General features: G+C 57.5%; 25 protein-coding genes. 13 read left to right on the top strand and 12 right to left on the bottom strand.

Features of this window, described 5'->3' with window-relative positions; all coding sequences use genetic code 11:
- Positions 1-41 precede the first annotated feature (41 nt).
- From LA5095_RS05720 to LA5095_RS05730, 3 genes are all read right to left on the bottom strand, one after another.
- On the bottom strand, positions 42-1,223 hold the full coding sequence (locus LA5095_RS05720) for an aminotransferase class V-fold PLP-dependent enzyme (protein WP_055112962.1): 1,182 nt from the start codon (positions 1,221-1,223) through the stop codon (positions 42-44).
- The gene (locus tag LA5095_RS05725) at positions 1,220-1,852 is read right to left on the bottom strand and encodes a GntR family transcriptional regulator (protein ID WP_158510344.1); all 633 of its coding nucleotides are present in this window, start codon (positions 1,850-1,852) and stop codon (positions 1,220-1,222) included. The genes LA5095_RS05720 and LA5095_RS05725 overlap by 4 nt, the downstream gene beginning before the upstream one ends.
- Positions 1,853-1,960: 108 nt before the next feature.
- Complete coding sequence (locus tag LA5095_RS05730) at positions 1,961-2,989, bottom strand: GlxA family transcriptional regulator (RefSeq protein WP_158510345.1); 1,029 nt, start codon at positions 2,987-2,989, stop codon at positions 1,961-1,963.
- A 234-nt stretch (positions 2,990-3,223) separates the two neighbouring features.
- Between LA5095_RS05730 and LA5095_RS05735 the strand changes: the two genes are divergently transcribed.
- From LA5095_RS05735 to LA5095_RS05760, 6 genes are all read left to right on the top strand, one after another.
- Positions 3,224-4,183: a dihydrodipicolinate synthase family protein gene (locus LA5095_RS05735; RefSeq protein WP_196896307.1), complete on the top strand. Its 960-nt coding sequence runs from the start codon at positions 3,224-3,226 to the stop codon at positions 4,181-4,183.
- A gap of 48 nt (positions 4,184-4,231) precedes the next feature.
- Positions 4,232-5,233, top strand: a complete 1,002-nt coding sequence (locus LA5095_RS05740) for an ABC transporter substrate-binding protein (RefSeq protein WP_055112969.1) — start codon at positions 4,232-4,234, stop codon at positions 5,231-5,233.
- Between the two features lie 54 nt (positions 5,234-5,287).
- Positions 5,288-6,055, top strand: a complete 768-nt coding sequence (locus LA5095_RS05745; protein ID WP_055112971.1) for an ABC transporter ATP-binding protein — start codon at positions 5,288-5,290, stop codon at positions 6,053-6,055.
- On the top strand, positions 6,042-6,842 hold the full coding sequence (locus tag LA5095_RS05750) for an ABC transporter permease (RefSeq protein WP_196879660.1): 801 nt from the start codon (positions 6,042-6,044) through the stop codon (positions 6,840-6,842). Before LA5095_RS05745 ends, LA5095_RS05750 begins: the two co-directional genes overlap by 14 nt.
- A gap of 140 nt (positions 6,843-6,982) precedes the next feature.
- Positions 6,983-7,888: a D-2-hydroxyacid dehydrogenase gene (locus LA5095_RS05755; RefSeq protein ID WP_055112973.1), complete on the top strand. Its 906-nt coding sequence runs from the start codon at positions 6,983-6,985 to the stop codon at positions 7,886-7,888.
- Positions 7,888-9,090 carry a mandelate racemase/muconate lactonizing enzyme family protein gene (locus LA5095_RS05760; protein WP_055112974.1) on the top strand — a complete coding sequence of 401 codons (1,203 nt, stop codon included), beginning with the start codon at positions 7,888-7,890 and terminating at the stop codon, positions 9,088-9,090. Before LA5095_RS05755 ends, LA5095_RS05760 begins: the two co-directional genes overlap by 1 nt.
- Positions 9,091-9,297: 207 nt before the next feature.
- Here the strand turns inward: LA5095_RS05760 and LA5095_RS05765 are convergent, their stop codons facing one another.
- Complete coding sequence (locus LA5095_RS05765; RefSeq protein WP_055112975.1) at positions 9,298-10,143, bottom strand: enoyl-CoA hydratase/isomerase family protein; 846 nt, start codon at positions 10,141-10,143, stop codon at positions 9,298-9,300.
- 394 nt (positions 10,144-10,537) lie between these two features.
- The gene (locus LA5095_RS05770) at positions 10,538-11,461 is read right to left on the bottom strand and encodes a LysR family transcriptional regulator (protein WP_055112976.1); all 924 of its coding nucleotides are present in this window, start codon (positions 11,459-11,461) and stop codon (positions 10,538-10,540) included.
- A gap of 101 nt (positions 11,462-11,562) precedes the next feature.
- On the opposite strand from LA5095_RS05770, the gene LA5095_RS05775 reads away from it, so the two are divergent.
- The gene (locus tag LA5095_RS05775; RefSeq protein ID WP_082442615.1) at positions 11,563-12,510 is read left to right on the top strand and encodes a DMT family transporter; all 948 of its coding nucleotides are present in this window, start codon (positions 11,563-11,565) and stop codon (positions 12,508-12,510) included.
- Between the two features lie 144 nt (positions 12,511-12,654).
- Here LA5095_RS05775 and LA5095_RS05780 read toward each other — a convergent pair whose 3' ends face one another.
- The 7 genes from LA5095_RS05780 to LA5095_RS05810 all read right to left on the bottom strand — a co-directional run bounded on the left by LA5095_RS05780 (position 12,655) and on the right by LA5095_RS05810 (position 19,650).
- The gene (locus LA5095_RS05780; protein WP_055112978.1) at positions 12,655-13,377 is read right to left on the bottom strand and encodes a ThuA domain-containing protein; all 723 of its coding nucleotides are present in this window, start codon (positions 13,375-13,377) and stop codon (positions 12,655-12,657) included.
- The gene (locus LA5095_RS05785) at positions 13,374-14,249 is read right to left on the bottom strand and encodes an NAD(P)-dependent oxidoreductase (protein ID WP_055112980.1); all 876 of its coding nucleotides are present in this window, start codon (positions 14,247-14,249) and stop codon (positions 13,374-13,376) included. The genes LA5095_RS05780 and LA5095_RS05785 overlap by 4 nt, the downstream gene beginning before the upstream one ends.
- Complete coding sequence (locus tag LA5095_RS05790) at positions 14,249-15,760, bottom strand: sugar ABC transporter ATP-binding protein (RefSeq protein WP_055112982.1); 1,512 nt, start codon at positions 15,758-15,760, stop codon at positions 14,249-14,251. The genes LA5095_RS05785 and LA5095_RS05790 overlap by 1 nt, the downstream gene beginning before the upstream one ends.
- The gene (locus LA5095_RS05795; protein ID WP_055114174.1) at positions 15,757-16,758 is read right to left on the bottom strand and encodes an ABC transporter permease; all 1,002 of its coding nucleotides are present in this window, start codon (positions 16,756-16,758) and stop codon (positions 15,757-15,759) included. Before LA5095_RS05795 ends, LA5095_RS05790 begins: the two co-directional genes overlap by 4 nt.
- Before the next feature lie 11 nt (positions 16,759-16,769).
- Positions 16,770-17,801, bottom strand: coding sequence for an ABC transporter permease (locus LA5095_RS05800; RefSeq protein ID WP_235808809.1), 1,032 nt, complete (start codon positions 17,799-17,801; stop codon positions 16,770-16,772).
- 25 nt (positions 17,802-17,826) lie between these two features.
- On the bottom strand, positions 17,827-18,624 hold the full coding sequence (locus tag LA5095_RS05805; RefSeq protein ID WP_029061202.1) for an SDR family NAD(P)-dependent oxidoreductase: 798 nt from the start codon (positions 18,622-18,624) through the stop codon (positions 17,827-17,829).
- 63 nt (positions 18,625-18,687) lie between these two features.
- A complete protein-coding gene (locus LA5095_RS05810; protein WP_055112984.1) occupies positions 18,688-19,650 on the bottom strand; it encodes a sugar ABC transporter substrate-binding protein in 963 nt (320 codons plus the stop codon).
- A 293-nt stretch (positions 19,651-19,943) separates the two neighbouring features.
- On the opposite strand from LA5095_RS05810, the gene LA5095_RS05815 reads away from it, so the two are divergent.
- The 6 genes from LA5095_RS05815 (at position 19,944) to LA5095_RS05840 (ending at position 26,952) form a co-directional block, all read left to right on the top strand.
- Positions 19,944-21,698, top strand: coding sequence for an extracellular solute-binding protein (locus tag LA5095_RS05815; RefSeq protein WP_082442675.1), 1,755 nt, complete (start codon positions 19,944-19,946; stop codon positions 21,696-21,698).
- A gap of 12 nt (positions 21,699-21,710) precedes the next feature.
- Positions 21,711-22,520, top strand: coding sequence for an SDR family NAD(P)-dependent oxidoreductase (locus tag LA5095_RS05820; protein ID WP_029061205.1), 810 nt, complete (start codon positions 21,711-21,713; stop codon positions 22,518-22,520).
- Positions 22,521-22,583: 63 nt separating this feature from the next.
- On the top strand, positions 22,584-23,882 hold the full coding sequence (locus LA5095_RS05825; RefSeq protein WP_055112986.1) for a M24 family metallopeptidase: 1,299 nt from the start codon (positions 22,584-22,586) through the stop codon (positions 23,880-23,882).
- Between the two features lie 55 nt (positions 23,883-23,937).
- Positions 23,938-24,960 carry a thiamine pyrophosphate-dependent dehydrogenase E1 component subunit alpha gene (locus LA5095_RS05830; RefSeq protein WP_055112988.1) on the top strand — a complete coding sequence of 341 codons (1,023 nt, stop codon included), beginning with the start codon at positions 23,938-23,940 and terminating at the stop codon, positions 24,958-24,960.
- Positions 24,957-25,955 carry an alpha-ketoacid dehydrogenase subunit beta gene (locus LA5095_RS05835; RefSeq protein ID WP_055112990.1) on the top strand — a complete coding sequence of 333 codons (999 nt, stop codon included), beginning with the start codon at positions 24,957-24,959 and terminating at the stop codon, positions 25,953-25,955. Before LA5095_RS05830 ends, LA5095_RS05835 begins: the two co-directional genes overlap by 4 nt.
- Positions 25,945-26,952 (top strand): biotin/lipoyl-containing protein, encoded by a 1,008-nt coding sequence (locus LA5095_RS05840; protein WP_055112992.1) that lies wholly within the window; start codon positions 25,945-25,947, stop codon positions 26,950-26,952. Before LA5095_RS05835 ends, LA5095_RS05840 begins: the two co-directional genes overlap by 11 nt.
- Positions 26,953-26,963: the final 11 nt, after the last annotated feature.

A 26,963-nucleotide genomic window follows, 5' to 3' on the forward strand; every position in this document is an offset into this window, starting at 1 on the left:
AGATCCTTGAAGTTGCGGCTGTCATCAGCAAACATGACCAATCACGCGATCTTGGACACGATACGACCAAACCGGTCAACTTCTTCTTCTGTATTGTAGTAGTGCACGGACGCCCGGAGCACCGGCGGCAGACTTCTGCGACCGAGGTCGAGGCGGGCGGATGACGGTTCTGAAACGGAAACATTGCATCCCTGCGCCTTTAGCAATGCAGCAATCTCGCGAGCCTGTTTGTTTGCCAGCGAAAACGTGACAATCCCGCATTTCCTCATTCCCTGATCGTGAACGGTCGCACCGATATCGGACAGCGTCGCACGAAGGCGGGCTCCCAGGCTTTCCACCCGCGTTCCGATTTCGGCGAGGCCAATATCAAGTGCGTAATCCACGGCTCTTGCGAGACCGATCCGCCCGGCGACATAGCTTTCCCAGTTTTCGAACCGCTTTGCGCCTGGCGAAAGCTCATAGGTATCCTCGTTGATCCAGGTGGCGGCATGCAGATCGATGAAAGGCGGTTCAAGCTGGTCAACGATCTGGTTCGAAACATATAGAAAACCTGTGCCTCGCGGCCCGCGAAGGAATTTCCGGCCGGTTCCGGACAAGATGTGACACCCGATTTCCCTGACGTTCACGTCCATCTGACCGACCGACTGGCAGGCATCGAGCAGATAGGTCAGACCATGTTCGCGTGCGACTTTCCCAACTTCGGCTGCCGGATTCACGAGGCCGCCCTGGGTCGGTACGTGGGTAATCGCGATCACCCGTGTTTTGGGAGTGATCAGACTGCGCAAGGCGTCAACATCGATCTGTCCGCTTGCGTCGCTCGGCGCGACATCGATTTCCAGGCCCCGGCTTCGAGCCAGTTGCAGGAAGGCGAGATAATTGGAAGCATATTCCGAGGTATGCGTGAGTATCCGGTCACCCTGCTTCAGCGGCAAGGCGTAAAATGCCATGTCCCATGCGCGCGTGGCGTTCTCCACATAGGCAATTTCGCTCGCATCGGCATGCAGCAATTGTGCGAACGCTTCATACATGTGCTCGATTGCTCCACGTGCGCTTGCTTCTGCTTCATAACCGCCAATGTCGCGTTCGAGCGCAAGATGCTGAAAAACGGCATCGCACACGGGCTGCGGCATCAGCCCGGCCCCGGCATTGTTGAAATGCAGAACTTCGGAACAGGCGGGAGTGTCGGCGCGAAGTCTGGCCAGTTCATTGGCTGAAAATGTCATCGGTCTGTGTCTTTCCTTGAAAACAGCTCCGCAATCGCACGACCGCCTTCCGCTATGTGCGGGTGCAGAATTTCGACAGCAAGCTCCGTGTCCCCGGCCATGGCCGCATTCAACAGGGCTTCGTGCTCCTCGCGGTCTTCCTCTGTTACCTGCAATCGCGAGCGTTCGACACGAAGGTAACGCTCGGCCAATTTGATGTGTTGTTCGATCAGCGCCTTGAGGCGCGGCCCCGCTCCGGCGTAAAGTGCGTTGTGAAATTCCAGGTGACGCGCCGGATAATCGCGCTCTGGTGATACGACCAGTTTTTCGTGCGCGCGAGAGATGTGCTCACGCTGCTTGGAAGACAGGCCTCGCAAGGACAGTCTGACGGCGAGGCACTCAAGTTCTGCGCGAATTTGAAAGAGCTCCAGCGCGTCATCGGCAAAAAGCGGCGCAACGATCGCCTTCCTGTTCGGTCTTTCGATCACGAGCCCTTCGGCCGCCAGCGTACGTATCGCCTCACGCACCGGCATGCGGCTGACGCCCAGTCGGCTGGAAATCGCATCCTGCTTCAACGGTTCACCGTGACGCAACTCCCCCGACAGAAGTTCTTCCCTCAGTGTCAGGGTTGTCCATTCAAGGACTGTCAACGGACGTTGCTCTCGTTTCATAAATAAATCATGGATCCATTTTGTCAGAACGTCAATCCGGTTTCTTTCTGCTCTGTGCCGGCGTCATGCGAATGCCGAATAAGGCACTCACCCGCCCGAGCTGTAGCCGCTTTCCACAAGGCGGTGAATTTCCGGGTGCTCGGCAAAGCGCTGTTTCTGCCTTAGACGCAGTCGAAACTGCGACGGCGACTGTCCGAACTGGTTCTGGAAACATCGCGAGAACGTGGCCGGATAGGAAAAGCCGGTAGCTTCCGCAATTTCCTTGATCGAATGTTCTTCATAGAAAAGAAAGTTGCGGGCTGCCTGAAGCCTGATACGCAGGTAAAGCCGCATGGGTGACACGCCGAACGTCGCCTTGCAGATCCTCGACATGGTTCGCGACGGCATGCTCAGCCGAAAGGAGAGTTCCTCAAGCGCCAGGGGCGTATCGAGATTGTCCTTCATGAGACTTACGATCCGCGCGGAAGGTTTCAGCGGTTCCCCGTAAAAGCTCTGGTCGCTGCGCTGGCGCGTGTGGCTGCCGCGCCGCGTATGGATGAGGGCATTGGCAACTTCATTTGCCATCGCCTCGCTTGCAAAACGCGCGATGAGTTCGAGCATGAGATCGAGAGTCGCAATTCCGCCCGCGCACTGGGCCCTGTTCTGTGTAAGTTGGAAGATCCTGTTGAGCGGCCTGGCATCAGGAAACCACTCGCGAAATGACGGGACGGCTTCCCAGTGAAGAACGACTTCCGGCGAAGTCTCCGTTCCGACGAGCCCCGTCTGGCTCAAGGCATAAGCCGCACTGTCCAGGCCACCGACCACAGACCCGAAACGCGCTGCCCTCCGAAGGTATCCCAGCAGATGTTTCGACAGGTGTTGCGTTGGAAGATTGCCCTCGAAAAGCAGTGTCACGTCGGCAATTTCAGCCGACGCCAGATCGCAATCGGCGGCAAACCACAGTCCGCTGCTGGCGCGAACATTCCCGCCATCTTCGGAAACAATCTGCCAGTCGAACAGCCGCTGTCCCGAATTTTGGTTCGCAATGCGCAAGGCCTCCGTTGCGATTGTCAGCGTGGTCAGAGAAAACTCCGGTTGCAGGACAAGGGCAAACCGGGCGCACCGGTCTTCCGGCATTTCAACACCTCCGTAAAAATTCGCAAAATTGGCAAGAAGAGTTAAATCGGCAGCCATTTTAGTCAAGCCATTTCAAAAATCCGGGCCGACTATGATTTCACGCCGCGCAAAGGAAGCTCGCCTTGAGCAGCGCGGAACGTAGGGAAAATACTTTTGAGCAGATATTCCTCAGCGCGGCATGCGGCATGCCGCGAACGGCAGAATTTTGCCCGTGGCATGGAGCGATAGACCGACGTGGACCAATTGAAGAAAATGCTGGAAGGGTGTTACGTAACCATACCAACGCCGTTCCACGACACGCCCGACATGGAGCTGAACGTCCAGGCGTTGCGCGCCTACGTGCGATTTCTCGTCGATTCCGGCCTGAACGGCAATTACGCAACCCTGCTTGCCGGCGGGGCCGCCGGGGACTTTTCCACGATGAGTTTTGAAGAACGGTTGCAGGTGGCTGAGATCGTCGTTGACGAAGCTGCCGGCGCTGTTCCGATCGCGATGGGCGCGCAGACGACCAGTACGCTGGAACTGGTTCGGCTCGCCCATGCCGCGAAACGGATCGGCGTGGATTTCATCCAGGTTTCCTGCCCGTTCTACTTCGCCCATACGGAAGCTGACTTTGAGGAGTATGTCCGAGCTGCAGCCGATGCCGAACCCGAATTGGGGATCATCGTTTACAACACCTTCTGGACAAGCCGGGACCTGTCATATTCGATGGTCGAGAGGCTGGCGGAGATTCCGAATGTCGTCGGCCTCAAATGGGCGGCGCCGCGCACCGACGCAATGGAATTCGAGGACGTCTGCTCCCATTTTTCGAGCCGGTTCACGATCATCGACAACAATCTCTTCTTCGGTCTCAGCGCCATGCCCTCCCTCGGTGCGCGCGCCTTTGAGGTGCACCACTGCAATTTCTGGCCCGAGTGGGGCATCAAGCTGATCGATGAAGTCCGGACCGGCAATTATGCCGAGGTCACCCGGATGCTCGTTGAGGAAGGCATGCCCTTCTACAAGCTCTGGATGGATATCGAGCGAAACTACACGTCGGGCGACGGATATCTCGACAAGCTCTGCATGGAACTCATCGGCTTGCCGTCCAGCCGGTGCCGTCCGCCGACGCGCGATATCCGCCGGACACATCACACCGCAACCCACGAAATGATGAAAAAGATCGGCGTACCGAGGCTGCGGAATTCCCCCTGAATGGCTGACCACAAAGCCAGCAAAAAAACCTAACAGAGGAAGACGACGATGAAAAAGACTCTCAAAATCGTAATGCTCGCCATGACCGCCAGTGCGGTGGTCGCAACAAGTGCTATCGCGGAAGACGATATCCGTCTGCGGCTGAACTGGATGTACTACGGTTCGCATGCCGGTTTCGCCTTCGGCAAGGACAGCGGCATCTACGACAAGGCAGGTATCGATCTCGATATCCGCTCGGGCAACGGATCAAGCTCTGCGCACCGGCTCGTCGCCAACGGCGACAGCGATTTCGCCTATGGTTCCTGTGGCGCGCTGATCAATCTCGCAAGCCAGGGTGCGGAGATCACCTCGGTGGCAGTCATCGACGCGATGGGCGCGGAAGCCGTGATCCTGCGGCCGGACAGCGGTGTCAGCTCGGTCGCGGATCTCAAGGGCAAAACCATCCTGACCACAGCCAATGCAGGCGTGAACACGTTTTTCCCGATCGTTCTGGCGAATGCCGGATTGACCCCTGACGATGTCACGATCACCAACGTGCCGGATGGGGCACTCGTCTCCAGCTATCTGCAAGGATCAGGTGGAGCGGTCGGCATCCTGGGTGGCCTCGACGACAAGCCGGCGGAAATTCGCGCCAATGGAGGTGAGGATCCTGTTCTGCTCCCCTACTCGGACTACGGTGTCGACCAGGTCGGTTACTGCATTTCAACGCGTAAGGAGCTGATCGAGGAAAATCCCGATCTGGTGAACAGGTTCGTCGACGCGACCATCCAGGCATACAAGCAGACCGAGGCCGACCCTGACGCAGCGGTAAACGCCATAGCCGATATCGTTGGTGGCACGATGGCTGAAGATCAGGGCAAGGCACAGTCGCGCGCAGTTCTCGATGTGACCCTGGGGCTGCTCTATTCAGGAGCGAACCAGGACAAGCAACTGGGCCTGAATGTTGCGTCCGACTGGGAGAGCATGGTCAAGTTGATGAAGGAATACAACGACCTGGACTCATCCGCCAAAGCATCGGACTTCTACACCAACCAGTTCGTGACTGAATAAGTACTTCCCAAGCCGGGGCCTTGCGAGGCCCCGGTCATTCCGAAAGCAAGAGCAATGAGCCATCACATCGAATTTGCCGGTCTGAAGAAGGTGTTTGGAACCGGCCCTGATGCCGTCCAGGCCTTCGGCCCGGTGGATCTGAGCATCGCCGAGGGCGAATTCATTTCGCTTCTCGGTCCCTCCGGCTGCGGAAAGTCCACCTTGATGATGATGACGTCGGGCTTGCTGGAAGCAACCGAAGGCACCGTCACCATCGGTGGTTCTCAGGTAAAGGGTCCGCAGACCGACATCGGTGTGATGTTCCAGGACAACACCCTGGTGCCCTGGCGAACGGTGCGCGGCAATGTCGAGCTGCAACTGGAAATGCGCGGCAAGTCGCTGAAGGAATTCAGCGACAAGATCGACAATCTGCTCGCCTCCGTTCATCTGGAAGATTTCGCGGATAGACACCCCTATGAGCTGTCCGGGGGGATGCAACAGCGTGCAGCATTCTGCCAGGCCATGGTGCACGATCCCAAGACCATGCTTCTCGACGAGCCACTGGGAAAACTTGACGCGATGACCCGGGAGCGGATCCGCAGTGACCTTCAGCGTCTCTGGATGCAGGAACGCGCCACTGTCATCTTCGTCACCCACTCGATCGAAGAAGCGGTCCAGCTGTCCACGAAAGTTGCGGTCATCACGCCGAGGCCGGGCACGATCGAACGCATCATCGAAATCGACCTACCGTTTCCGCGTGATTTCGACGTCAAGAATTCCCCGGAATTTGCCGCATACGTACGCGAAATACAGGAGATCTTTCGAGGCTATGGAGTCATTTGACAAGAAACCGATGTTCGCGGCGATGAAACTTCGTCTGCAGAATTCCTGGATGTTCGTGGCCTTTTTCATCGGCTTCTTTCTGGTCTGGGAATACTCGGTCATTTTTTTCGACATTCCGCTCTATATCCTGACACCTCCTTCCCTGATCGTGGAAAAGGGTGCCGCAGATCTCGACCGGCTCCTGTACTACACCTACGTCACCGGAACGGAAGTCGTTCTGGGTTACGGGGTGGCCGTCATTCTGGCGTTGCCCCTCGGTCTTGCAATCGCCTTTTCCAGCCTGCTGAAGCGGACGATCTATCCTTTCATCGTATGTATCGAGATGGTTCCGAAGATCGCCTTCGCCCCGCTGTTCATATCCTGGCTTGGTTTCGGTCTGCTGCCGAAGGTCATAATCGTCTTTCTGGTCTGCTTCTTCCCGATCGTCCTGAACGCAATTCTGGCGTTCAGCTCTCTCAGCGAGGAACTCACGCTGTTCTGCCGATCCACGGGAGCAGGGGTCTGGCGCACGTTTTTCAAGGTTCGGTTGCCGGCCGCCCTGCCCCAGTGTTTCGTCGGATTCAAGTACGCTGCGATCAACGCCACCGTCGGAGCGGCAATTGCCGAATTCATCGGATCCGACAAGGGGCTCGGGTTCTATATCCAGATCGTTACCGGCAACATGAGACCTGATCTGGCCTTTGCGGGAATATTCTTCCTGACATTACTGGGCCTGTCGCTTTTCGGCATTGTGACACTTGCCGAACGTCTGCTGATCCCGTGGCACATCTCGGTACGGCGCACCTGACCCGTCTTCCTGATGCTGGAGAAACAAATGGGCATGACACGTGAGCTGAGCGGACTTCTCGGCACTGACAGCCGCAATCTTTTGATGATTGGGAAAAAACTCGAAACCGGAATCCTGTCGACCAACTCGGGACATGCCGCATGACGAGGGTCGCTCTTCTGGTAGAGCTTTCTGCCGATCAAACGGACCGGCTGCGAACCGGCATCGGCGATGCGGACCTGCGTGAGGACGGCAGCGTCGCCGATTGCGAAATTGCATTCGGAAACCCTGCTCCCCGGGAACTTGCAGATGCCCCGGACTTGCGATGGGTTCAGCTGGAATCTGTCGGTTTCGGTGAATATGTCGATCTTGACTGGACCGATATCGGCGCGCGCATCACCTTGACCAACCTTGCCGGTTTCTTTTCCGAAGCCGTGGCTGAAACAGCCCTGGCGGGTCTGCTCGCCCTCGCGCGCCGGATCGACACGCTCGTCCTTGCTCAAAGCGACGGAAGCTGGCTTGGAGACCCTGTCAGGACCCGGGCCCGAACCCTAGCAGGGTCGCATGTCGTGATGGTTGGCTACGGCGCGATCAACAGGCGCCTCGCAGATTTGCTGGCACCCTTTTCTTGCAGGATAACGCCGATCCTCAGCACAACGTCGCTTGAACAGCTGGACGACTCCCTGGCAAGTGCGGATATCGTTGTCTGCACGGCACCTGACACACCTGCGACCCGCGACCTGTTCGATACGCATCGGATCAGTTTGATGCCGGACCATGCCGTGTTCGCGAGTTTCGGTCGTGGATCGATCGTTGATGAGACGGCGCTTTCCCATGCTCTCAACGCCGGGCAACTGGGAGGAGCAGTCCTTGATGTCACACAGGAAGAGCCCCTGTCACCCGACCATCCATTCTGGCAATGCCCCAATACCCTTCTCACGCAGCACTCCGGCGGCGGAAGTCACGATGAGCTGGACCGGAAGATTGACGTTTTTCTAAACAATCTATCTCGATACCGCCGAGGCGAACCCTTGTCGGGCGTCGTTGACATCGCAAGAGGATACTGATGTCCAGAATTACGGAAATTCGCTGCGTTCTTTTGAGCTCGCCTTATGCCGACAAGGACGATCCCGAAATCAAGGAGTGCTTTCCAAACGGTCCGAAACGCACGATCGGAATGGTGGAGGTGACGCTGGAGAACGGTGTTACCGGACTGGGAGAAGGATATCTGGCGGTCTTCGCACCGCTGGTCTTCAAATCCATCGTCGAACTCTGCGCACCGCAGGTAAGGGGCAAGGATGGCTTCGATATCGCGCGGCGTGTGCGCGATCTGCGGTCGCTTTGCGATTATTGGTCCCTGCAGGGCGCCGCACGCCATGTGATCGCTGCCTTCGAAACCGCGTTGCAGGATGCCAAGGGCAAGTCTCTGGGGTTGCCGGTTTACGATCTCCTTGGTGGCGCGAAATCCGACAAGATACCGATTTACGGATCGGGTGGCTGCTGCGATGCAAAGGAACAGTTTCGCCGGGAGTTCGACCAGCTCGCTGGCCTGGGGATCACGCGCTACAAGATCCGGTCGGTGAAAACCGACATTCTGCGCACTGTCTGGGTTCTCGAGGAAGCCGGCAAACGCGGTGTCCGGGTCGGCGTCGACATGTGTCAGAACCTTGCGGACCCGCCGCAAGCGGTGGAGGATGTCGTCTCATTCGTCGAAGCGGTGCATGCCCGGACTGATCAGCGGATGATCTTCGTCGAGGAGGCACTGGGCCCCGACTGTCCGGATGAATTCAGGGAACTGCGGAGCCGGATCGATGTGCCGGTGTGCGGCGGTGAAATCATCACGACGCCGAAGGAAATGATCGAACGAATCAATGCCGATGTTTATGATTTCGTGCAGCCGGATGCATCGGTCATGGGCGGCATATCGGCTGTCATGGACGTGTTTGCAGCTGCGGGAAAAAAAGAGACCGATGTTGTTGTCCACGCCTGGGGCGGAGCTGCTGCGATCATGGCAAGCTACCACGCGGCTTTCGCGGCAGGCGGCAAGCTCGTCGAATATCCGATGCTGACCTTTCCGCTCGGAGCCGAGATGATTGGCGACCAGGGCAGGATCGTCGATGGCGAGCTGTTGCGTCCGACGGCCGCCGGCCTGGGTTTGACCCTGACACCGGACATGGAAGCACGCTATCCCTTTGACGAAACGGCCGTCTATTCCTGCGCCTTGATCGACTTCGGCCCGCCACCTGACAGTTATTGGGCGCCCGCCTGAGTGACAACGCCTGTACGATTCCAGACCCGCCACAGGCAGATGGAATGGCGCCCGGCATGCCTAACATGAGCGACCCCGTCGGCCATAGCGCAGTTCCGCTGTCAGGCCTCAATCCGGTCTTGAGCGGCAAGGTCAAGACGGTGCAGGTCCTGGCTGCGGAACCTTCTCAGGTATGTGTGAGCGACCTGATGTGCTCCCCGGTTGCGCCTATTGGATTTCCTGGACCTTCATGACAAGTTCGTTCCAGTTTCTCTGGTTTTCAATGTCGTGTTCAAGGCCCTGTTCATCCGCAATTGTAAACCGCTTGAGCGCCGGCGTCTTGCTGGTTGCCTGATAGAGCCAGTAGGCTTCCGCCTTCAGGGCTTCGTTGATGGGTCGATCGATGGATTCATAAACGGCCTGTTTGCAGGCGTTGATTGATTCCGCCGGGAACGTGGCGATCCGTCTGGCAAGAGCTTCGACGTAGTCACCGATCTCGTCTGGATCCAGGGCCTTGTTGATGGTGCCGAGGGCCTCTGCTTCGTCGGCATCAAAGTCGCGGGCACTGAGGATGATCTCGAGCGCGCGGCCCAAACCCGTCTGCCGCGCCATCCGCGACGCCCCTCCTCCACAAGGTAGAATTCCCATGCCAACTTCCATCTGCATGAACTTGTATTTTCCGCGTGCTGCAAATCTCATGTCCAGCGCCAGCGCAAGTTCATGCCCACCGCCGCGCGCAAACCCTTCAAGCTTTGCAATTGTAGCCTGGGGAACTTTGCTGATCCGCTCGCAGACCGCTTGCAGGTCGAGCAACTGAACCTCTTCGCGCGAAACCGCCTCGTCTGACATGTCCTTCAGCAGCTCGGTGTCGTAGTGACACACCCAGATTTCCGGATTGGCGGACTGGAATACGACCACTTTTGTTTCGCGGTCTCGCTCCAGTCGCATGGCAAGACTGTTCAGGTCAGCCAGCATCTGCTGGCCCTGAACATTCACAGGTGGGAAATCGAACGTCACCCAGGCGATGCCGTTGTCGGTGCGAACGTTGAATGTGTTGAAGTTATCGTACTTCATCAGGAATTCTCGCTTTCTGTCTCCCGCGACCGCACATGATCTGCAATCGCTTGTTTGGCCAGGATCTGAGAAAGGACCGGAAGAGTCTGGCCCCAACGAGAACATATCTATTATCTATAAATTCAAAAGAAACGGCGCTAAAATAGATTCAGTATTCTGATTTATAATATAATTAAGCACCCGTGCCTTAGATTTGGGGCCAGACGGTCGTGATCGCGGAAAAACTTCCTGATGGAAGCAGGACCCGATTGTGAGCGGGATAGGACACACTCTCCCGGCATGGTTTCCACTTTCCACCATCCGCGCTTTTGCAAATGCCGGACACCTTCCCTTTGGGCCTGGAACATGCTGCCGAAAATATTTCAGGTTGAACACCTGTAAGCCTTTGCAGAGCTCATTGAATTGAGGGCCTGTCTTTGGGTGACATTCGACGCAAGCGGTAGTGATCCAAAAAGGCGCGAAGCAATCCGAAATCCTGCAGCGGTTTCGGGAAGTAGAGATGAAAACCCGGTCTGCAAGGTGTCATACCGGGCAGGATCTCGACGAGCCTTCCGGCATCAAGGTCCTCGGCAACGCCGCGGCGCAATGACCACCCGATGCCGAAGCCACGCAAGGCAGCGTCGACCACCGTCCTCAAATCGTTGAAGACAAGGTTGCCGGAAACATCGATCGACGTCATCCCTTCTGGTGTTTCGAGCCGCCACGCGGCGATTCTTCCTGTACTCATACCCCTGTGACGAATACAGGCATGAGACAGAAGATCCATCGGTGTGTCGGGTCTGCCATGCCGCTTGAGATAATCCGGTGAAGCAACCAATACTGCCTGCTCGTCTTCGGACAGACGGACGGCAATCATGTTGTCCTGGAGATGGTCACCCAGCCGTATGCCTGCATGGTATCCGCGAGCAACGATATCTGTCAGTGCTTCTTCTATCGTCAGATCGAGTTCGATACCCGGATGCAGGTTCTGGAAGGCCTGCAGCTCCGGCGCAACGACGGTCTGCCACGCCCGGAAAGGCAGCGTAACCTTCAACCGTCCGCTTCCCGCGTATTTCGCATTGCGTGCGGTTTCAAGCGCTTCACTGACTGCCTCAAGCAAGTGCCCGCTGCTGTCGAGAAGACGTTGCCCGGCATCGGTCAACGCCAGGGAACGCGTGGTCCGCACGAACAACCTGGTTCCGAGACGCTCTTCGAACGTCTTGAGTTGGTGAGAAACAGCTGGCGGATTGATCCCCAGGGCGCGGGCTGCAGCGCGCAACGACCCGTGCCTGGCAATCATGACAAATGTCTGCAATGCCGCCAGATCCGATCGATCCATTATTCGATTTCCTGTAACATTCAATTATTATTAGCACGCCTATTCGAAACAATCTCGCATTGTCAAACTCTGGTTCGCACCCGGGCACAGGGGAGAACACCATGCGCGACCATCAAAGCCACCAGATCCTTTTCGGCATCGTCACAATTCTCGTCACGGTTTTCGCGATGGCGCTCACCGACGCCATTGTGAAGCTCGCAAGCAGTGACATGACCCTTTGGCAAATCTACGTGCTGCGAACGCTGCTTGTAGCACCGGTCCTCATGTTTCTGGCCCGCCGGACGCTCCGGCCAATTGCCTTTGGATGGGTTCTCCTGCGCAGTCTGGCGTTGACGCTGATGTATCTCGGCATCTATGCAGCGATACCTTTGCTCGACCTGTCGGTGATTGCCGCATCGCTATACACCGGGCCGCTGTTCATCGTTGCGTTGTCGGCACTCGCCTTGCGTGAACCGATCACGACACGACACTGGGCGGCAATCCTGATCGGTTTCCTTGGCGTTCTGCTGATCGTCCGGCCCGCTGCGGCGGATTTCTCTCCGTTTGCGCTGATACCGGTCTCCGCCGGGTTTCTCTACGCTCTGGCGGCCGTGATTACCAGGTCCAGGTGTGCAGCCGTTCCCGCGTTCACGCTCGCGCTCTGGCTAAACGTCACATTGTTCGCGTTGGGGGCCACCGCTTCGCTACTGATTGCAGGTTTTGGCGCAGGGTCCGGTATCGACTATCCGTTCCTGTTCGGCACCTGGTCTGTGACCAGTTGGCCGGTCGTAATCCTGCTGGCCGTATTGATGATCGGTATCAGCATTGGATTGGCAAGGGCCTACCAGTCACCCAAACCGCAGGTCATCGCGACCTTCGACTACGCCCATCTGCCATTCGCCGGATTTTGGGGGTTCGTGTTCTTTGGAGAAATCCCCGACAAATATAAATTGGGCGGGATGGCTCTGATCGTGTTCGCCGGTTGTGTCGTCTTCTGCCTTGATGGGCGGACAAAGACACAAAAAGGTGCTGACATTCCGGAAAACAGGACCGGATCCCGGACAACCTAGATGCATATCGCTGCAATCGGGGCGCAGGCTCCGCTTTGAAAGGTCTTTCGGTCAGCCTGCGATGGAACTGAACAAAACCATTCAAAAAGCGATACGGCGAACAGCTGCCCGAGATCACTCAAAGTCCACGACAGGCAAGCAATATCAGGCTTCTCGGACAAGCCCTCTGCCCTCGGCAGCCCATATAGAGCCGCGCCGGATCATTTCCGTAACCTGCGGGATTTTCAGATCGTCCAGTTCATGACCGATGGAGCAATAAAAGACACGCCCCTTGTCCCAGCGTCGCTTCCAGATGACGGGGATAACCGTACCCTCGATCCACCACAGGTGTTCGCCGGAAAAAGTCGTGGTCGCAAGCACTTCATTCGAAGGATCGACGAGCATGTAGTATTGCTCGGATGTCAGGCGGAAACTCCTGATGCCCTTGACGATCGGGTCCGCCGGTCGGCAGATGGTCACATCGTAGTCGATATAGTCTTCCCTGGGCTGAAGGTTGTCAGGCCAGCCCGGAGGATGCGCGACGAACTGGCCTCCGATCAGAAAGTGGTAGGTCGGTCGATCACGGAACGCATCTCCCATGTGCCCGTGCCAGCCGGCAAGCCCGCATCCGTTGGAAACAAGCTTCAGGAGCCCGTCTTCCTGCGGCTTGGTCATGTTGCCGAACTCCAGTTTGTGTCCGGAGCGGGCGGAGGACCAGATCGGGGTGATCAGATCGACATCGGCAAGGTCCTCCGGTCGTTCCAGTGGCTCCATCGTGTCGTAGACGTCGACCTCGAACCCGTTCTCGCTCAGCAACGCCTCATACCAGTCACTGAATTGCGTGGGGGCGTGACCTTCCCAACCACCGACAAACAATACGGCTTTCACTTAAATCCCTTTCTCACAAATGACAGGACCGACGCCATGTCGCGGGCGTCATACCCGGCTTCGCAGGCAGCGGTCAGCATGGCCTCGTTCAGATCCGCCTGCGGCAGGGTGATACCGAGCGAACGGGCAAGGTCCAGCGCCAGACCCACATCCTTGCGCGCCAGGGCGACAGTGAAACTGACATCATGTGCTTCCTCATCAAGATAAAGCCCCTTGCGGTAGGAAATGAATGGGGCAGCGGCTGCCGAGTTCTCAATGACTTCATAGGCCGTTTCCGTGGCAATTCCGGCGTCTGACACAAGCGTCAAGGCTTCTGCTAGACTGTGGTTGAGCCCATGAAGCAGCATGTTGACGCCAAGTTTCATGGCTGCCCCCCGGCCAGGTCCGCCAAGCCAGATTGTACGCTTGCCGAGAGCCTCAAAGGGCGCATCAAGCAGAGGGACACTCTTGTCTTCCGCACCTGCCATGATCAGAAGCTGCGCGTCCTGGGCAGCCTTGGTGGCACCTGAGACGGGGGCATCGACAAAACTCAGGCCCGCGTCTGCCATTGCCTCGTGGATCCTCGCCGCGCTTTGAACGGATATCGTTCCCATCTCTGCAAAAACGGATGCGCCACCCGGTCCAGTGAGCAGGCCGTCGGATCCGAAATAGACAGCCTCGACCGCAGCATCATCGGCCAGCATCGTGATGACGACATCCGACCTGGCTCTGAGTTCTGACGGAGACGGCGCACTCTCAGCATTGTGATCTCGTGCAAAGGCCTCGGCTTTTTCACCGGTCCGGTTCCAGACAGTCACCGTGTGACCCGCGGTCACCAGATTGGCGGCCATGCGCACGCCCATCCGGCCAAGCCCGGCAAACCCTACCCGCATCACGCCACTTTCTCCGGAATGATTCCGGAGATCGCCTGAATGAGATTGTCTTCTGTCACTTCATCGGAGGTGAATGTGCGAATGATCTCGCCGTTGAACATTGCGATGATCCGGTCACTGACATGTAGTACTTCCGGCATTTCCGAACTGATGACGATGACCGCGTAGCCCTGGCTCGCCAGTTCCCGGATCAGATTGTGGATCTCGGACTTGCTGCCGACATCGATCCCGCGGGTGGGTTCATCGACGATCAGGATGTTCGGGTGCATGGAGAGCCACTTGCCGATGACAATCTTCTGCTGATTGCCGCCCGACAGGTTGCCGACAAGCTGTTTCCAACCCGGTGTGCGGATATCGAGCCGATCGCGATATTGGTCGAAAATGGCAATTTCCGCCCCTTCGGCCACAAACGGCCCGGCTTTCAGGTCGTTGACCTGGGGCAGGGTCATGTTGTCCCGGCAGTTCATGCCGAGAACAAGCCCCTGTCCCTTGCGGTCCTCGGGAACCAGCGAAATGCCTTTTTCAATCGCGTCTGCCGGCGAATGGATCGTGGTTTCCTGGCCATCCAGAAGAATTTGCCCTGCTGTCGGGTCGCGAAGACCGAAAAGCGTCTCGGCAATTTCCGTGCGGCCTGCCCCGACCAATCCGTAGAACCCGACGACTTCGCCCCGACAAACGCTGAAACTGACATTGTGGAACAGCTTGCCGCATTCAAGACCACGAACCTCCAGCGCAACGTCACCCAATTCGTGGTGGCTGACATTTCGAGACAGATCGAGCTTTCGTCCGATCATCAGCTGGGTCACTTCCTCTTCGTCCGTTTCCGGCGTTTCGAGCGTTCCGCGATACTGACCATCTCTCAAGACACTTATCCGGTCGGTGATCCTGAAGATTTCCTCCATGCGGTGAGAAATGTAGATGATGCCGACACCATGCGTTTTCAGATCGCCTATGACGTCGAAAAGCACGACCTTTTCCGCATCGGTCAGTGAAGCGGTCGGCTCATCGAAAATCACGGCTTTCGCCTCGACGGTCAGAGCCCTGGCAATCTCGACCATCTGCTGATTTGCGATGGACAGGTCACCGACCTTGGTTTTTGCGTCGAAACCGACCTTGAGCCTGCCGAGAATCTCGTTGGTTTCGGAATAGAGTTTTTGCCAATCGACACGGCCGAAGCTCTTTTTCGGCAATTCACCAAGATAGATGTTCTCGGCAACGCTGAGTTCTTCGGCAAGGCTCAGTTCCTGGTGGATGAACATGATGCCCTTGCTTTTTGCCTGCAGTGGCGACGTCATCACAACCGGCTGCTCGTTGACAACGATCCTGCCTTCATCCGGCTGGTAGATACCGCCGAGAACCTTCATCAGCGTCGATTTTCCGGCACCATTCTCACCCATCAGGGCATGGACTTCCCCGGGCATGACGTCAAAGGACACATTGTCGAGCGCGCGCACGCCGGGAAATGTCTTGACGATCCCTTCAAGGCGCAGGGCCGGTGTTTGACTGCTCATATCCTCAGTGCCTCCCTGCCCTTCAGATTTAGCTGGCGATCGAGAAACAGGACCGCGATCAGGATCAGGCCGATCACAAGATTGACCGTTTCCGTATCTGCACCGATGTGCCCCAACCCCTTGCGCAGGAGCTGGATTGCCAGCACCCCTCCAAGCGTCGACAGGACCGAGCCAGCGCCACCGGTCAGTTTCGTTCCTCCCAGGACCACCGCCGTAATGACCCAGAGTTCGTACAGCTCACCGTCATTCGGGTTCACCGACCCGGATTCGGAATAAAACACCACGGCGGAAAGAGACGCGAGAAAGCCGATGATCATGAAGTTGATCATCATGTGCGGTCCGACCCGAATGCCGGCATTGATGGCCGCCGTCCTGTTGTCACCGATCGCATAGGCATTGCGGCCATGCACCGTCCGGTTCATGACGAACCAGATAACGGCAGTCACAACGAGCAGAAACCAGGTCGCCGTGTGAAGGCCCATGAACTGGGCTTCCGCGAAGTCGACCAGGGTCCAGTTGAGGTGGGAAGTCGGCTGCTCGCCGTTATACATGAAGACGAGCCCGCGATACCCGAGCATGGATCCGAGCGTGACGATAAACGCGTCGACGCCGGTCTTCCAGACGATCAGGCCGTTCAAGGCACCCAGCAGAATGCCGGTCACAAGAGCAAGTGCCCATGCAATCGGAATGACGCCGTCGCCGAGGCCGGCAAACACCGGCCATGTCATGCTGTTGAGCAGCACGATGGCACTGAGGGCAAAGGTCGCGCCGACGCTGAGGTCGATGTTGCCGTTGACCATGATGATCGTCATGCCGATGGCGATAATACCGATTGGTGCCGACTGTTTGAACAGCAGCAGCATGTTGTCCAGATCCATGAAGGCCTTGTTGCTGAGCGACAGGTATTCGCCGGCGATCGAGAAGAAGAGCAGCTCGACAACGATAAATCCCCAGATCGCGCCGCGTTTCAAAAAGGTACTGAGAGTTCCAGGTTCCATGTATCCCTTCCTCACGCGATCGGTGACCAGAGTTTGCCGCGCTTGGCGGCAACATCGAGCCAGACGGCAAGTATGATGATGATCCAGGTCACGACGTATTGGACGTAGAACTGAAGTCCGACGAGGAGAAGTCCGTTTTGGATGAAACCAAGGATCAGGACGCCAATGACGGTCTTGAAAATGGTGCCCGACCCGCCAAGCAGGGACGCACCGCCCAGAATCACCGCCGCCAGAACCTCCAGCTCAAGCCCCTGCCCGACCGTGTTCTGACTTCCAAGAGACCTGCTGGCCTGGATGAGGCCGGCCGTAGCCACGCAGAAGGCAGACATCAGGTAACAGGTAAACACGACCCGGGCTCTCTGGATGCCGGAGAAAGTTGCGGCCGTGCCGTTGCCGCCCACAGCATAGACCTTGCGCCCGAACGGTGTCTTGGCCAGCACGATGCCGAGCACCGAGGCGACAAGCGCAAAGAGCAGGATCGGAATTGGAATACCCAGTGCGTCGGACTGACCGAACATGCTGAACCAGGTCCCTTCCTTGTCGGCGATATCCATGTTCTTGCCGCCGGAATAGGTCAGCGTCAGCCCGTGAATGGCCGACAACATGCCAAGCGTCACAATCAGCGAGTTGAGCTTGAGGTATCCGACAAGAAATCCGATGAAGGCACCGAGACACAGGACCATCGCATACATGGACGGGATGGCAAGTGCCGGGCCGATCTGGTCGTGAAGATCCAGAACCACGATCGTTGCGAAAGACATCATGGATCCGACTGAGAGATCGAGATTTCCGCTGATGACGACAAACGTGACGCCCAGCGCCATCACGCCGAGGATCGCTGAAGAGCGCACGACGCCCATGATGTTGTCAGGGGCCAGAAAACGCTCATTGGCGATCGTGAAGCCGATGATGAACAGCGCGAATGCGACAAGTATGCCCTGCTTGGCCAGAAATCCGCCAATGCCTGACAGGTTGAATGGCCGCATCGTCTTCTCCTTCGATCCACTTTCGGGACCGGCTGACTTGCTTGAGACGTCAGACAACAGATCCTCCCTAACCTGTTGATTTCTATAAAAGCGTCATACCGCCATCGATCATCACAATCTGCCCGGTCATGTAATCGCTTTCGCGCGAAGCCAGAAAGGTCGTCGTCCCGGTGATATCCGCAGGGGTCGCGACCCTGCCGCGCAGGATGTCCGCGGAAAACTCTTCCATGGCCTGACCCGGACGCTCCGCGGCGCCGATCTGCATGAGATCCTGATCCACCTGTTCCCACATTTCCGTGGCAACGACACCCGGTGCAAACCCGGTGACCGTTATGTTGTGTTTCGCCAGATCCCTTGCGCCCGATTGCGTCAACGACACGACCGCCCACTTGGAGGCGCAGTAGGGCGCCACGTTATCAAAGCCCTGGCGGCTGGCTATGGAAGCCGTGTTGATTATCTTGCCACCCCCGCCCTGCGCGATCATCTGCCGGGCGGCCTCCTGCGTCCCGATCAGGCACCCAAGGCCGTTCACGGTCATGATGGAGTTCCAGTTGTCCTCGGTCACATCGAGAAAATTCATCGGTTTGTTGACGCCGGCATTGTTGAATTTTACGTCGAGTTTGCCGAATGCCGCCACTGCCTTTTCAATCATCGCACAGACCTGATCCCGCCGGGTCACATCGACCTGCGCCCAGGTGACGTTGGCGTGATTGACCCTGGCGCGGGCTTCATTGGTCGCGGCAACCGATTGAACGAGATCGCCGTTGATGTCGGCGAAACAGACGTCGGCACCTTCGCTCAGTAGTGCTTCACCGATGGCCCGGCCAATACCTCTGGCCGCGCCGGTCACAATACAGGAACGCCCGGACACACGGCCCATGGTTTTCCTCCCGGTTGAAATATCTCATGAAAAAAGGCGCGGGAGTATCCCGCGCCGTTGGGATCAGAATACCGGTTTGCTGTATTCAGCCATGTTGTCCTGTGTGATCTTCGGTGTGTCGAAGTAGTTCAGGAACGGGACTTCGGTACCGGAAAGAACATCGATTGCAGTTTTCAGGGCTGCTTCCGCGTCATCCACCGGAGACTGGTAAATGGAACCCCAGTATTCACCGCGCTCCATCGCTTCGTATCCGACGGAGAAGTTGGTCGCCCCCACAAAGATGATCCCTTCGCGCCCGGCAGCCTTGGCGGCGTTCAGGGCACCGACGCCCATGTTGTCATCGCCTGAATAGACACCGTCGATGTCATCATACTTGACGAGGAAGGCTTCCATGACCTTCTGGGATTTTTCGCGGTTCCAGTCGCCGGGTTGCGTTTCCACCAGGGTGACGTTCGGACAAACTTCCGGGAGCCGATCTTCAAAGCCCTTGGCGCGCTCGATCGCTGTCGTATATCCCGGCTGACCGGAAATCTGGACGATTTTGGCTTCGTTCTCGATGCCCATGTCCTTGAACTTGTCACACATGATCTCGGCAGATCTCGACCCTTGGGTGATGTTGTCCGGCCCGGAGAAGGACTTGACGAAATCGAACCCCTGCTCGGCGATGTTCGAGTTTGTGACAATCACGGGAATGCCCGCCTTGTGCGCCTTGCGGACAGCGGGAATGACCGCCTCGCCATTTGTTGGCCAGATGATGATGGCGTCGACTTCCTGCTGGATCAGATCTTCCATCTGTGCAATCTGGCGCGCAACGTCGCCACCGGCGTCGAGAACAACAGCCTCGACATTCGAATTGGCATCCGAAGCGGCAATAAAGGCCTTTTCATAGGTCGTCTGGTAGCTGTCCACACCGACATTGTTCTGCGTGATGCCGATTTTCATCGATTCAGCAGAAGCTGCGCCGGTCAGCGCCAGACCAGTGATGGCAGTCGTTGCCACAAGCAACGAACGAAACTTGCTCGTCATTCCGAAATCCTCCCTTGGGAACCCTTGAAGGTTCTGTCATGTCCGCGTCCCCTCCGGACGTGGAATGCGCACTCATCGCGAGCGTCGTTCTTAAACCTGCACAGCTCTTCGTGATGCTGCCCTATCGAAAATATCCAAAATGGATGTTTTAATATTCAATATGAACATTTTGCCGGTTTAGCCTCGATGCAGGCTCACCCACTCTTTGGAGGAAGGTCAATGTCGATCCAAAAAATATTCATTTTGAGGAAATGCAAAAGTGGTTTGTCCCGTCCGGAAACTGGAGACGCGAGATGAACCATCATAAGGGAGAGCTGGTTCAGGAGACGTCTTTTCTCACGCCTCAGGCCAAAACGGAAATTCTCAAGGCGCTTACGTTTCTGGAGAGTTTCGAAGACGAGCTTGACGGTCTGATCGAAATTTCGGCTCCCAACCCATATGTCAAAATGTCGGCATACCTGGTCAGGAGACATCTGGAGGCAAAGGTCGTGACGCCGACATCGCTGATCGGCGCTTCGGGCGTTCCGTATGCAACCGCCACCCGGCGTCTGAGGAAGATGATCGACGACGGATTGGTCGAGCAACGGCCCCGAACCTCAAGCGGACGTTCCTTTTCTCTTCATCCAAGTGCAGAGATGCTCGAAGCCTGGACCCAGTTCAGTGGCAGGATGCGCAGGTTGGCGGCACAGGCCTTCGGGTCGGACGCTCCCCGGGCCGACACGCAGGATTACTATTTCGCGGGCTCCTACCTGGAAGCCCAGACCATCCAGCCTCCGCAGGTTCTGCTCGAACCTCTCAAGCTCTCGGGCGGGCTGCGGGTTCTGGTTCACGGTGACCCGACCTTCATGGTCATGCACGGGCTCAAGCGGCAATTCGAACAGGTCGTCGGCTGCCCGATCCAGCAACGGGCGTTTTCAATTGACCGGCTTCACGAAGAGGCAGTCAAGAACGCCCAGCGCACGACCAGCAGGTATGACCTGATCGCGCTTGACCTGCCCTGGGTCGGAGAATTCGCGGCGAAGGGCTACCTGCACCCGATCGATGCAGTTCTGGACGTCGAACGGCTGAGCCCAAGCGATTTTCACACAGCCGGTTGGATGGCAGCCCATTGGGACAAGCGGCCTTTCGGCGTTCCCTCGCAGACAACGCCTGAACTTCTGTTCTACCGCAAGGACTTGCTGGCAGAAGCCGGGCTTGAACCCCCGCACACGACCGATGCCCTGCTGGAGGCAGCCGAGGAACTGCATGAACCGACCAAGGGACGCTACGGCATCGCCTGGAACGCGGCCCGCGGCACAGCGCTCGGCCACACATTCATGATGGCCTGTGCCGACTTTGGTCAGCCTGTACTTGATCTTGCAAAGCAGGCCGGCGGTTACGATGCATCCAGGCTCGCACAGGAAGACTACCGACCAACGATCGATACCGAGCGCGGTCTGCTTGCCGCCGAGTATCTGATGGCGCTCCTGCGCTATTCTCCGCCGGATATCCTGTCCATGGCCTGGTACGAACGTGTTCGGCCCTTTGCCAACGGCAAGGTTGCAATGGCATATGGCTATACCTTGCTCGCCCCTTATTTCGAGCAGAACCCTGCCTGCGCTGCCTTTGGAAAAGTCGGTTACCTGCCGCATCCGTCCGGATGCAAGGCACCCAATATCGCACCGGTCGGCGGATACCTGCTCTGCATTCCGGCCAACATCGCGCCAGACCGCCTTGAAGCCGCCACCGAGGCCCTGATCGTTTTCACATCGCCTGAAGCGCAAAAGCTCTACGTGGAAAACGGCAGCAGGACGAATCCGAGATACTCCGTGGGCGCCGATCCCGAAGTACGCAGGCTCTCACCGATCTTCGAAGCCGTGGATTCCATGTCCTGGCACGACGAGCTGCAATTCTGGCCGCGGCCGCCAATCCCGGAAATCAACGACATCATCCGCATCTGCGGAGAGGAATGCCACGACATGCTGCGCGGCGTTCAATCACCAAAAGCTGCGCTTCAAGCAGCCCAGAATCGTGCCGACCGGATCTTGAGGGAGGCAGGAAAACTCTAATGGGAGGAACTCATGGACCCCAATCGTCTTAAGGGAAAGAACATTCTGATCACCGGAGCCGCACAAGGCATGGGTGCAGCGAATGCCGAATATTTTGCCGCACACGGCGCCAATGTTGCGCTCGGCGACATCAATGTCGACGGGGTCAACGAGGTTGCCGGCCGGATCAATGCCCGCGGCAACGGCAAGGCGATTTCCATGAAACTCGATGTGACCAAAAGACCCGACCACACAGCCGCGGTCAACGCCACGGCAGATGAATTCGGTTCGATCAATATCATGCTCAACAATGCCGGCGTGAACAAACCCAAGATGTTCCTCGACATCGACGAGGACAACTGGGATCTGATCATGAACATCAACGCCAAGGGCATGCTGTTCGGCATGCAGGAAGCGGCCAGGAAGATGATCGATCAGGGGCCGATGGATGATCATCCTTACAAGATCATCAATGTCGGCAGCATCGTGTCCCGCACCGCGTTTCTGGATGTAGTGCCGTACTCCTGCTCCAAATACTGCGCCCTGGCAATGATCATTGGCGGTGCAAAGGCTCTCTGGCAACACAAGATCACGGTCAATGGCTACGGGCCGGGCGTCGTGAAGACAGAGCTATGGGAGCAGCTCGACAAGGATCTCGTCGAGATCGGCATGTTCGAGAAGGAAGGCCAGTCGATGGATCACCTGGCAGAAACCATGATCCTGATGAAACAACTTTCCACGCCAGACGACGTCAAGGGAACCGCCGCGTTCCTGTGTTCCGACGAAAGCGACTACATGACCGGCCAGCTCATCATGATCGATGGCGGCATGATCATGCAATGACCTGAAAACCCGTCAATCTTGAAACGTAACATGCGGCGGTAACAACGCCCGCAGGAGAGACTTATGTCCCGCGCACTGACACCACACGTCCTGACCCCTCAGGACCTCGAACCAAACTGGAGATGGGAAGGCCGTTTGCCGGCCTGGGGCCATACGTCGGTGGATTTCGAACGCCGAGTAGACCATGACAGACTGCGCCGCTACAGGTTGTCGCGGACGCGCCAGGCCCTGAAGGCCTCCCCGGCGGGAACGCTTTTGTTGTTCGACGTGAACAACATCCGTTATGTGTCGTCAACCAAGATCGGCGAATGGGAACGGGACAAGATGTGCCGGTTCTGCCTGCTGACTGGTGATGATTCCCCCTATGTCTGGGATTTCGGTTCCGCCGCCTACCACCACAAGAAATTTTCCGACTGGCTCGAACCCGATCATTGTCTTGCGGGCGTCGTCGGAATGCGGGGTACGATTCCACCGGAATTCGGCCTGATGCGCAAATACGCAAAGCAGATTGCGGGGCTCATCAAGGATGCAGGCATGGCCGATATGCCGGTGGGTGTCGACTACGCGGAGACGGCAATGTTTCACGCATTGCAGGAAGAAGGACTGAATGTCATTGACGGGCAGCAGATCATGCTGGCCGCGCGAGAGATCAAGAACTGGGATGAAATCCAGTTGCTCACCCAGGCTGCCTCCATGGTCGATGGCGTCTATCACATGATCTACGAGGCACTGAAACCGGGCATTCGGGAAAACGACATCGTCGCCATGTCCAACAAGATGCTCTACGAGATGGGCTCGGACGATGTCGAGGCGATCAACGCAATCTCGGGCGAACGCTGTAATCCGCATCCACACAATTTCACCGACCGCTATTTCCGTCCGGGCGATCAGGCCTTCTTCGATATTCTTCAATCTTATCAGGGGTATCGGACCTGTTACTACCGAACGTTCAACATTGGCCGGGCAACACCGGCACAGCATGATGCCTATGTAAAAGCGCGCGAGTGGATCGATGCCTCCATCGCCATGATCAAGCCGGGTGTCTCCACGGACAAGGTGGCCGAGGTCTGGCCGAAAGCGGAAGAATTCGGCTTTCCGAACGAAGATGCTGCCTTCGGCCTGCAATTCGGTCACGGCCTGGGTTTGGCCTTGCACGAACGTCCGATCATCTCCCGGGCCATTTCCATTGATCATCCGATGGAAATCAAGACCGGCATGGTGTTCGCGCTGGAAACCTACTGCCCTGCCGCCGACGGCTATTCTGCCGCCCGTATCGAAGAAGAAGTGGTCGTGACCGACACGGGTGTCGAAGTCATCAGCCTGTTCCCGGCAGAGGAACTCCCGATCGCGAACCGGTACTGACTTCCCCAACTTGCCCGGCCCTCCAGGGGCCGGGTCCTTTTCTAGGGACAAAGACATGAGTGCTGCCAAGAACAGGCACAACACGGAAGATTACCTGCAGATGTACAGGCAAATGGTTCGTATCCGCGCCTTTGAAGACAATGCGAACCAGTTGTATCTCTCCGCCAGGATGCCCGGTCTGACCCATATGTATTCCGGGCAGGAAGCGGTGGCCGTCGGCATTTGCGAAGCCTTGACCGATGAGGATCGCATCACATCGACACACCGCGGGCACGGTCATTGCGTTGCCAAGGGCGCAGACCTCAAGACGATGTTCTGCGAATTGCTGGGCAAGGCTGAAGGCTACTGCCGCGGCAAGGGCGGATCGATGCACATTGCAGACCAGTCCCATGGAAATCTCGGCGCCAACGCCATCGTGGGCGGATCCATGGGCATTGCCACGGGCGCTGCGCTTTCGGCCAAACGTTTGGGCAGGGAGTTTGTGACGGTCTGCTTCTTCGGGGACGGCGCCACTGCCCAGGGTCTCTGGTATGAAGTGATGAACATGGCTGCACTCTGGCGGCTTCCGGTCATTTATGCGTGTGAAAACAATGGCTACAGCGAATACACCCGAACCGAGGAAATCGCGGCGGGTTCGCTGATCGCGCGTGCGCAGGCATTCGGCGTCGAAGCCTTTCAGGTCGACGGACAGGACGTGCTTGCGGTGAACGAGCTGACACAACAGCTCGTCGGTCGTTGCCGAAAGGGAGAAGGCCCGTTCTTCATCGAGCTGGACACCTACCGCTATCACGGTCACCACGTTGGAGACATCAATCGCGACTACTACCGCTCCAGGGACGAGGAAGCCGAATGGAAGAAGCTCCGCGATCCGATCACGAATTTCGGCAAATGGCTGATCGACCAGAAGATCATGTCCGCAGACGAGTTGGTGGCGATCGACGAAGAAATAAGCGCTGACGCACAGGCAGCGGTCCAATACGCGCTGGACGCACCTTATCCCGACGTCAACGAGGTCGACATGCATGTCTTTTCCGGTGTCGACCACGCACTGGAATATACAGGAGGAGCGCACCGATGACCCGCGAAATCACTCTCTCCAAAGCGGTCAACGAGGCGATCGCTGAAGAAATGCGTCGCGACGCATCTGTCATCCTGCTTGGCGAAGATGTTGCCGAAGCCGGAACGCCATTCAAGGTCCTTTCGGGACTGGTGGAGGAATTCGGGACCGACAGGGTCATCGACACGCCGATATCAGAGCCGGGTTTCATGGGCATTGCTGTCGGAGCCGCCATGACGGGCTTGCGGCCGGTGGTCGATCTCATGTTCGGAGATTTTTTGTATCTGGTCATGGATCAACTCTGCAATCAGGCGGCAAAGACCCACTACATGTCAGGTGGCAAGCTGACGGTTCCCCTTGTTCTCAGGACGAATATGGGTGCGACACGCCGCTCCGCAGCTCAGCACAGCCAGTCCCTGCAGGCTCTAGTCGCGCACATTCCCGGACTGAAAGTCGCCATGCCGTCGTCGGCCTATGAGGCCAAGGGCCTCCTGAAAACGGCCATTCGGGACGACAATCCGGTCGTGATCTTCGAAGACAAGCTCATGTACCAGGACAAGGCGCCCGTCCCGGAAGAAGAATACCTTGTCCCTTTCGGAAAGGCGCATATCAAACGCGAAGGTCGTGATGTGACGCTGGTCGCAACGTCCTCAATGGTGCAGGTTGCGGAAGAAGCTGCCGAAGCGCTGGCCGGGGACGGGATCAGCGCCGAGGTCATAGATCCTCGGACGATCGTTCCACTTGATGAACAAACGATCCTGAATTCGGTCCGAAAGACCTCCCGCGCCATCGTGATCGATGAGGGTCATCAAAGTTACGGTGTGACGGCGGAAATCGCTGCACGGATCGGAGAAAAGGCTTTCTATCATCTGGACGCCCCGGTGATCCGGATGGGCGCAATGGATGTACCGGTTCCCTTCTCGCCTGCCCTTGAGGATCTGACGGTGCCCAACGCCGCCGGCGTTGCCGAGAACGCACGCAGGATCTGCCGCGGAGAGTTGATCCATGCCGCATGAGGTCATCATGCCTGCCCTCGGCATGGCCCAGGACACCGGGCTCCTGGTCGGCTGGCTCAAGCAACCCGGTGAAGCGGTAAACGCCGATGATGTTCTCTTCGAGGTTGAAACCGACAAGAGCACCATGGAGGTCAATGCCGGTTTCGACGGTTTTATCGCCAAACTTCTGGCTGAAGCCGGCCAGGAAGTGCCCGTCGGCGAAACCATTGCCGTCATTAGCGCAGAACAACCCGACCTAGCGGCGGTAGAGGAAGAAAGTTCCGGGCCGATTGTTCCTGACAAGGCTGCCGGCAACACGCGCGTCGAGGAAGCACCGGGGGCTTCAGACGGTCTCAAATCCGCGAGGTTGCCGGAAAAGGCACCAATCGCCATTCCGAAAAGCGAGGGAAAAATCCTGGCTTCGCCCAAGGCGCGCCGGCTCGCCGGAGAAATGGATCTGGACCTCAATCGCCTTGTCGAGGCAGGCCATGTTCAACCCTTCCACGTGAAGGACCTGGAAACGCTGAAAACGCTGCCGCCAACCGGAACCGCGGCATCGGGCCCCCACACAGTGCGGCGCCTCGTTGCCGAAACCGGGGACGACGACGCCTTCGCTGATTTTGCAGGTTGGGCGGCAACCACCGGGGCCTGTCAGGATCAGGGGGCTCTGCTTGCAGGATTTGCCGCGCTTAGTCTGGGACGCTTGCCGGCAAACGTTGCGGTCGATCGTGCTGGTGACCGGACGATCTATGCGGTTCCCTCGACCTGGCTGGGTCAGGTCGCCGCTGCGGAGAGTAGCAAGCCTTTCGATCTTCATGTGCGCGACTTGCGTTTCACCAGGATCAGCTCCGTAGACCTTGGCGCTGAGGATTGCCCGACAATTAGCATTTCACGCGCGGGACGCGGCCTGCGCCTGACACTTGAAATTGCGGGTCATCGTCTCACCGCAGAAGAGGCTGTGAACCTGCTTTCCAATTTCGCGGGTCGGATGGAGCAACCGCTCCGCCACCTGCTTTGACCCGTGGGGTG

The sequence above is a fragment of the Roseibium album genome (genome assembly GCF_001404515.1).
Lineage (GTDB): Bacteria > Pseudomonadota > Alphaproteobacteria > Rhizobiales > Stappiaceae > Roseibium > Roseibium album.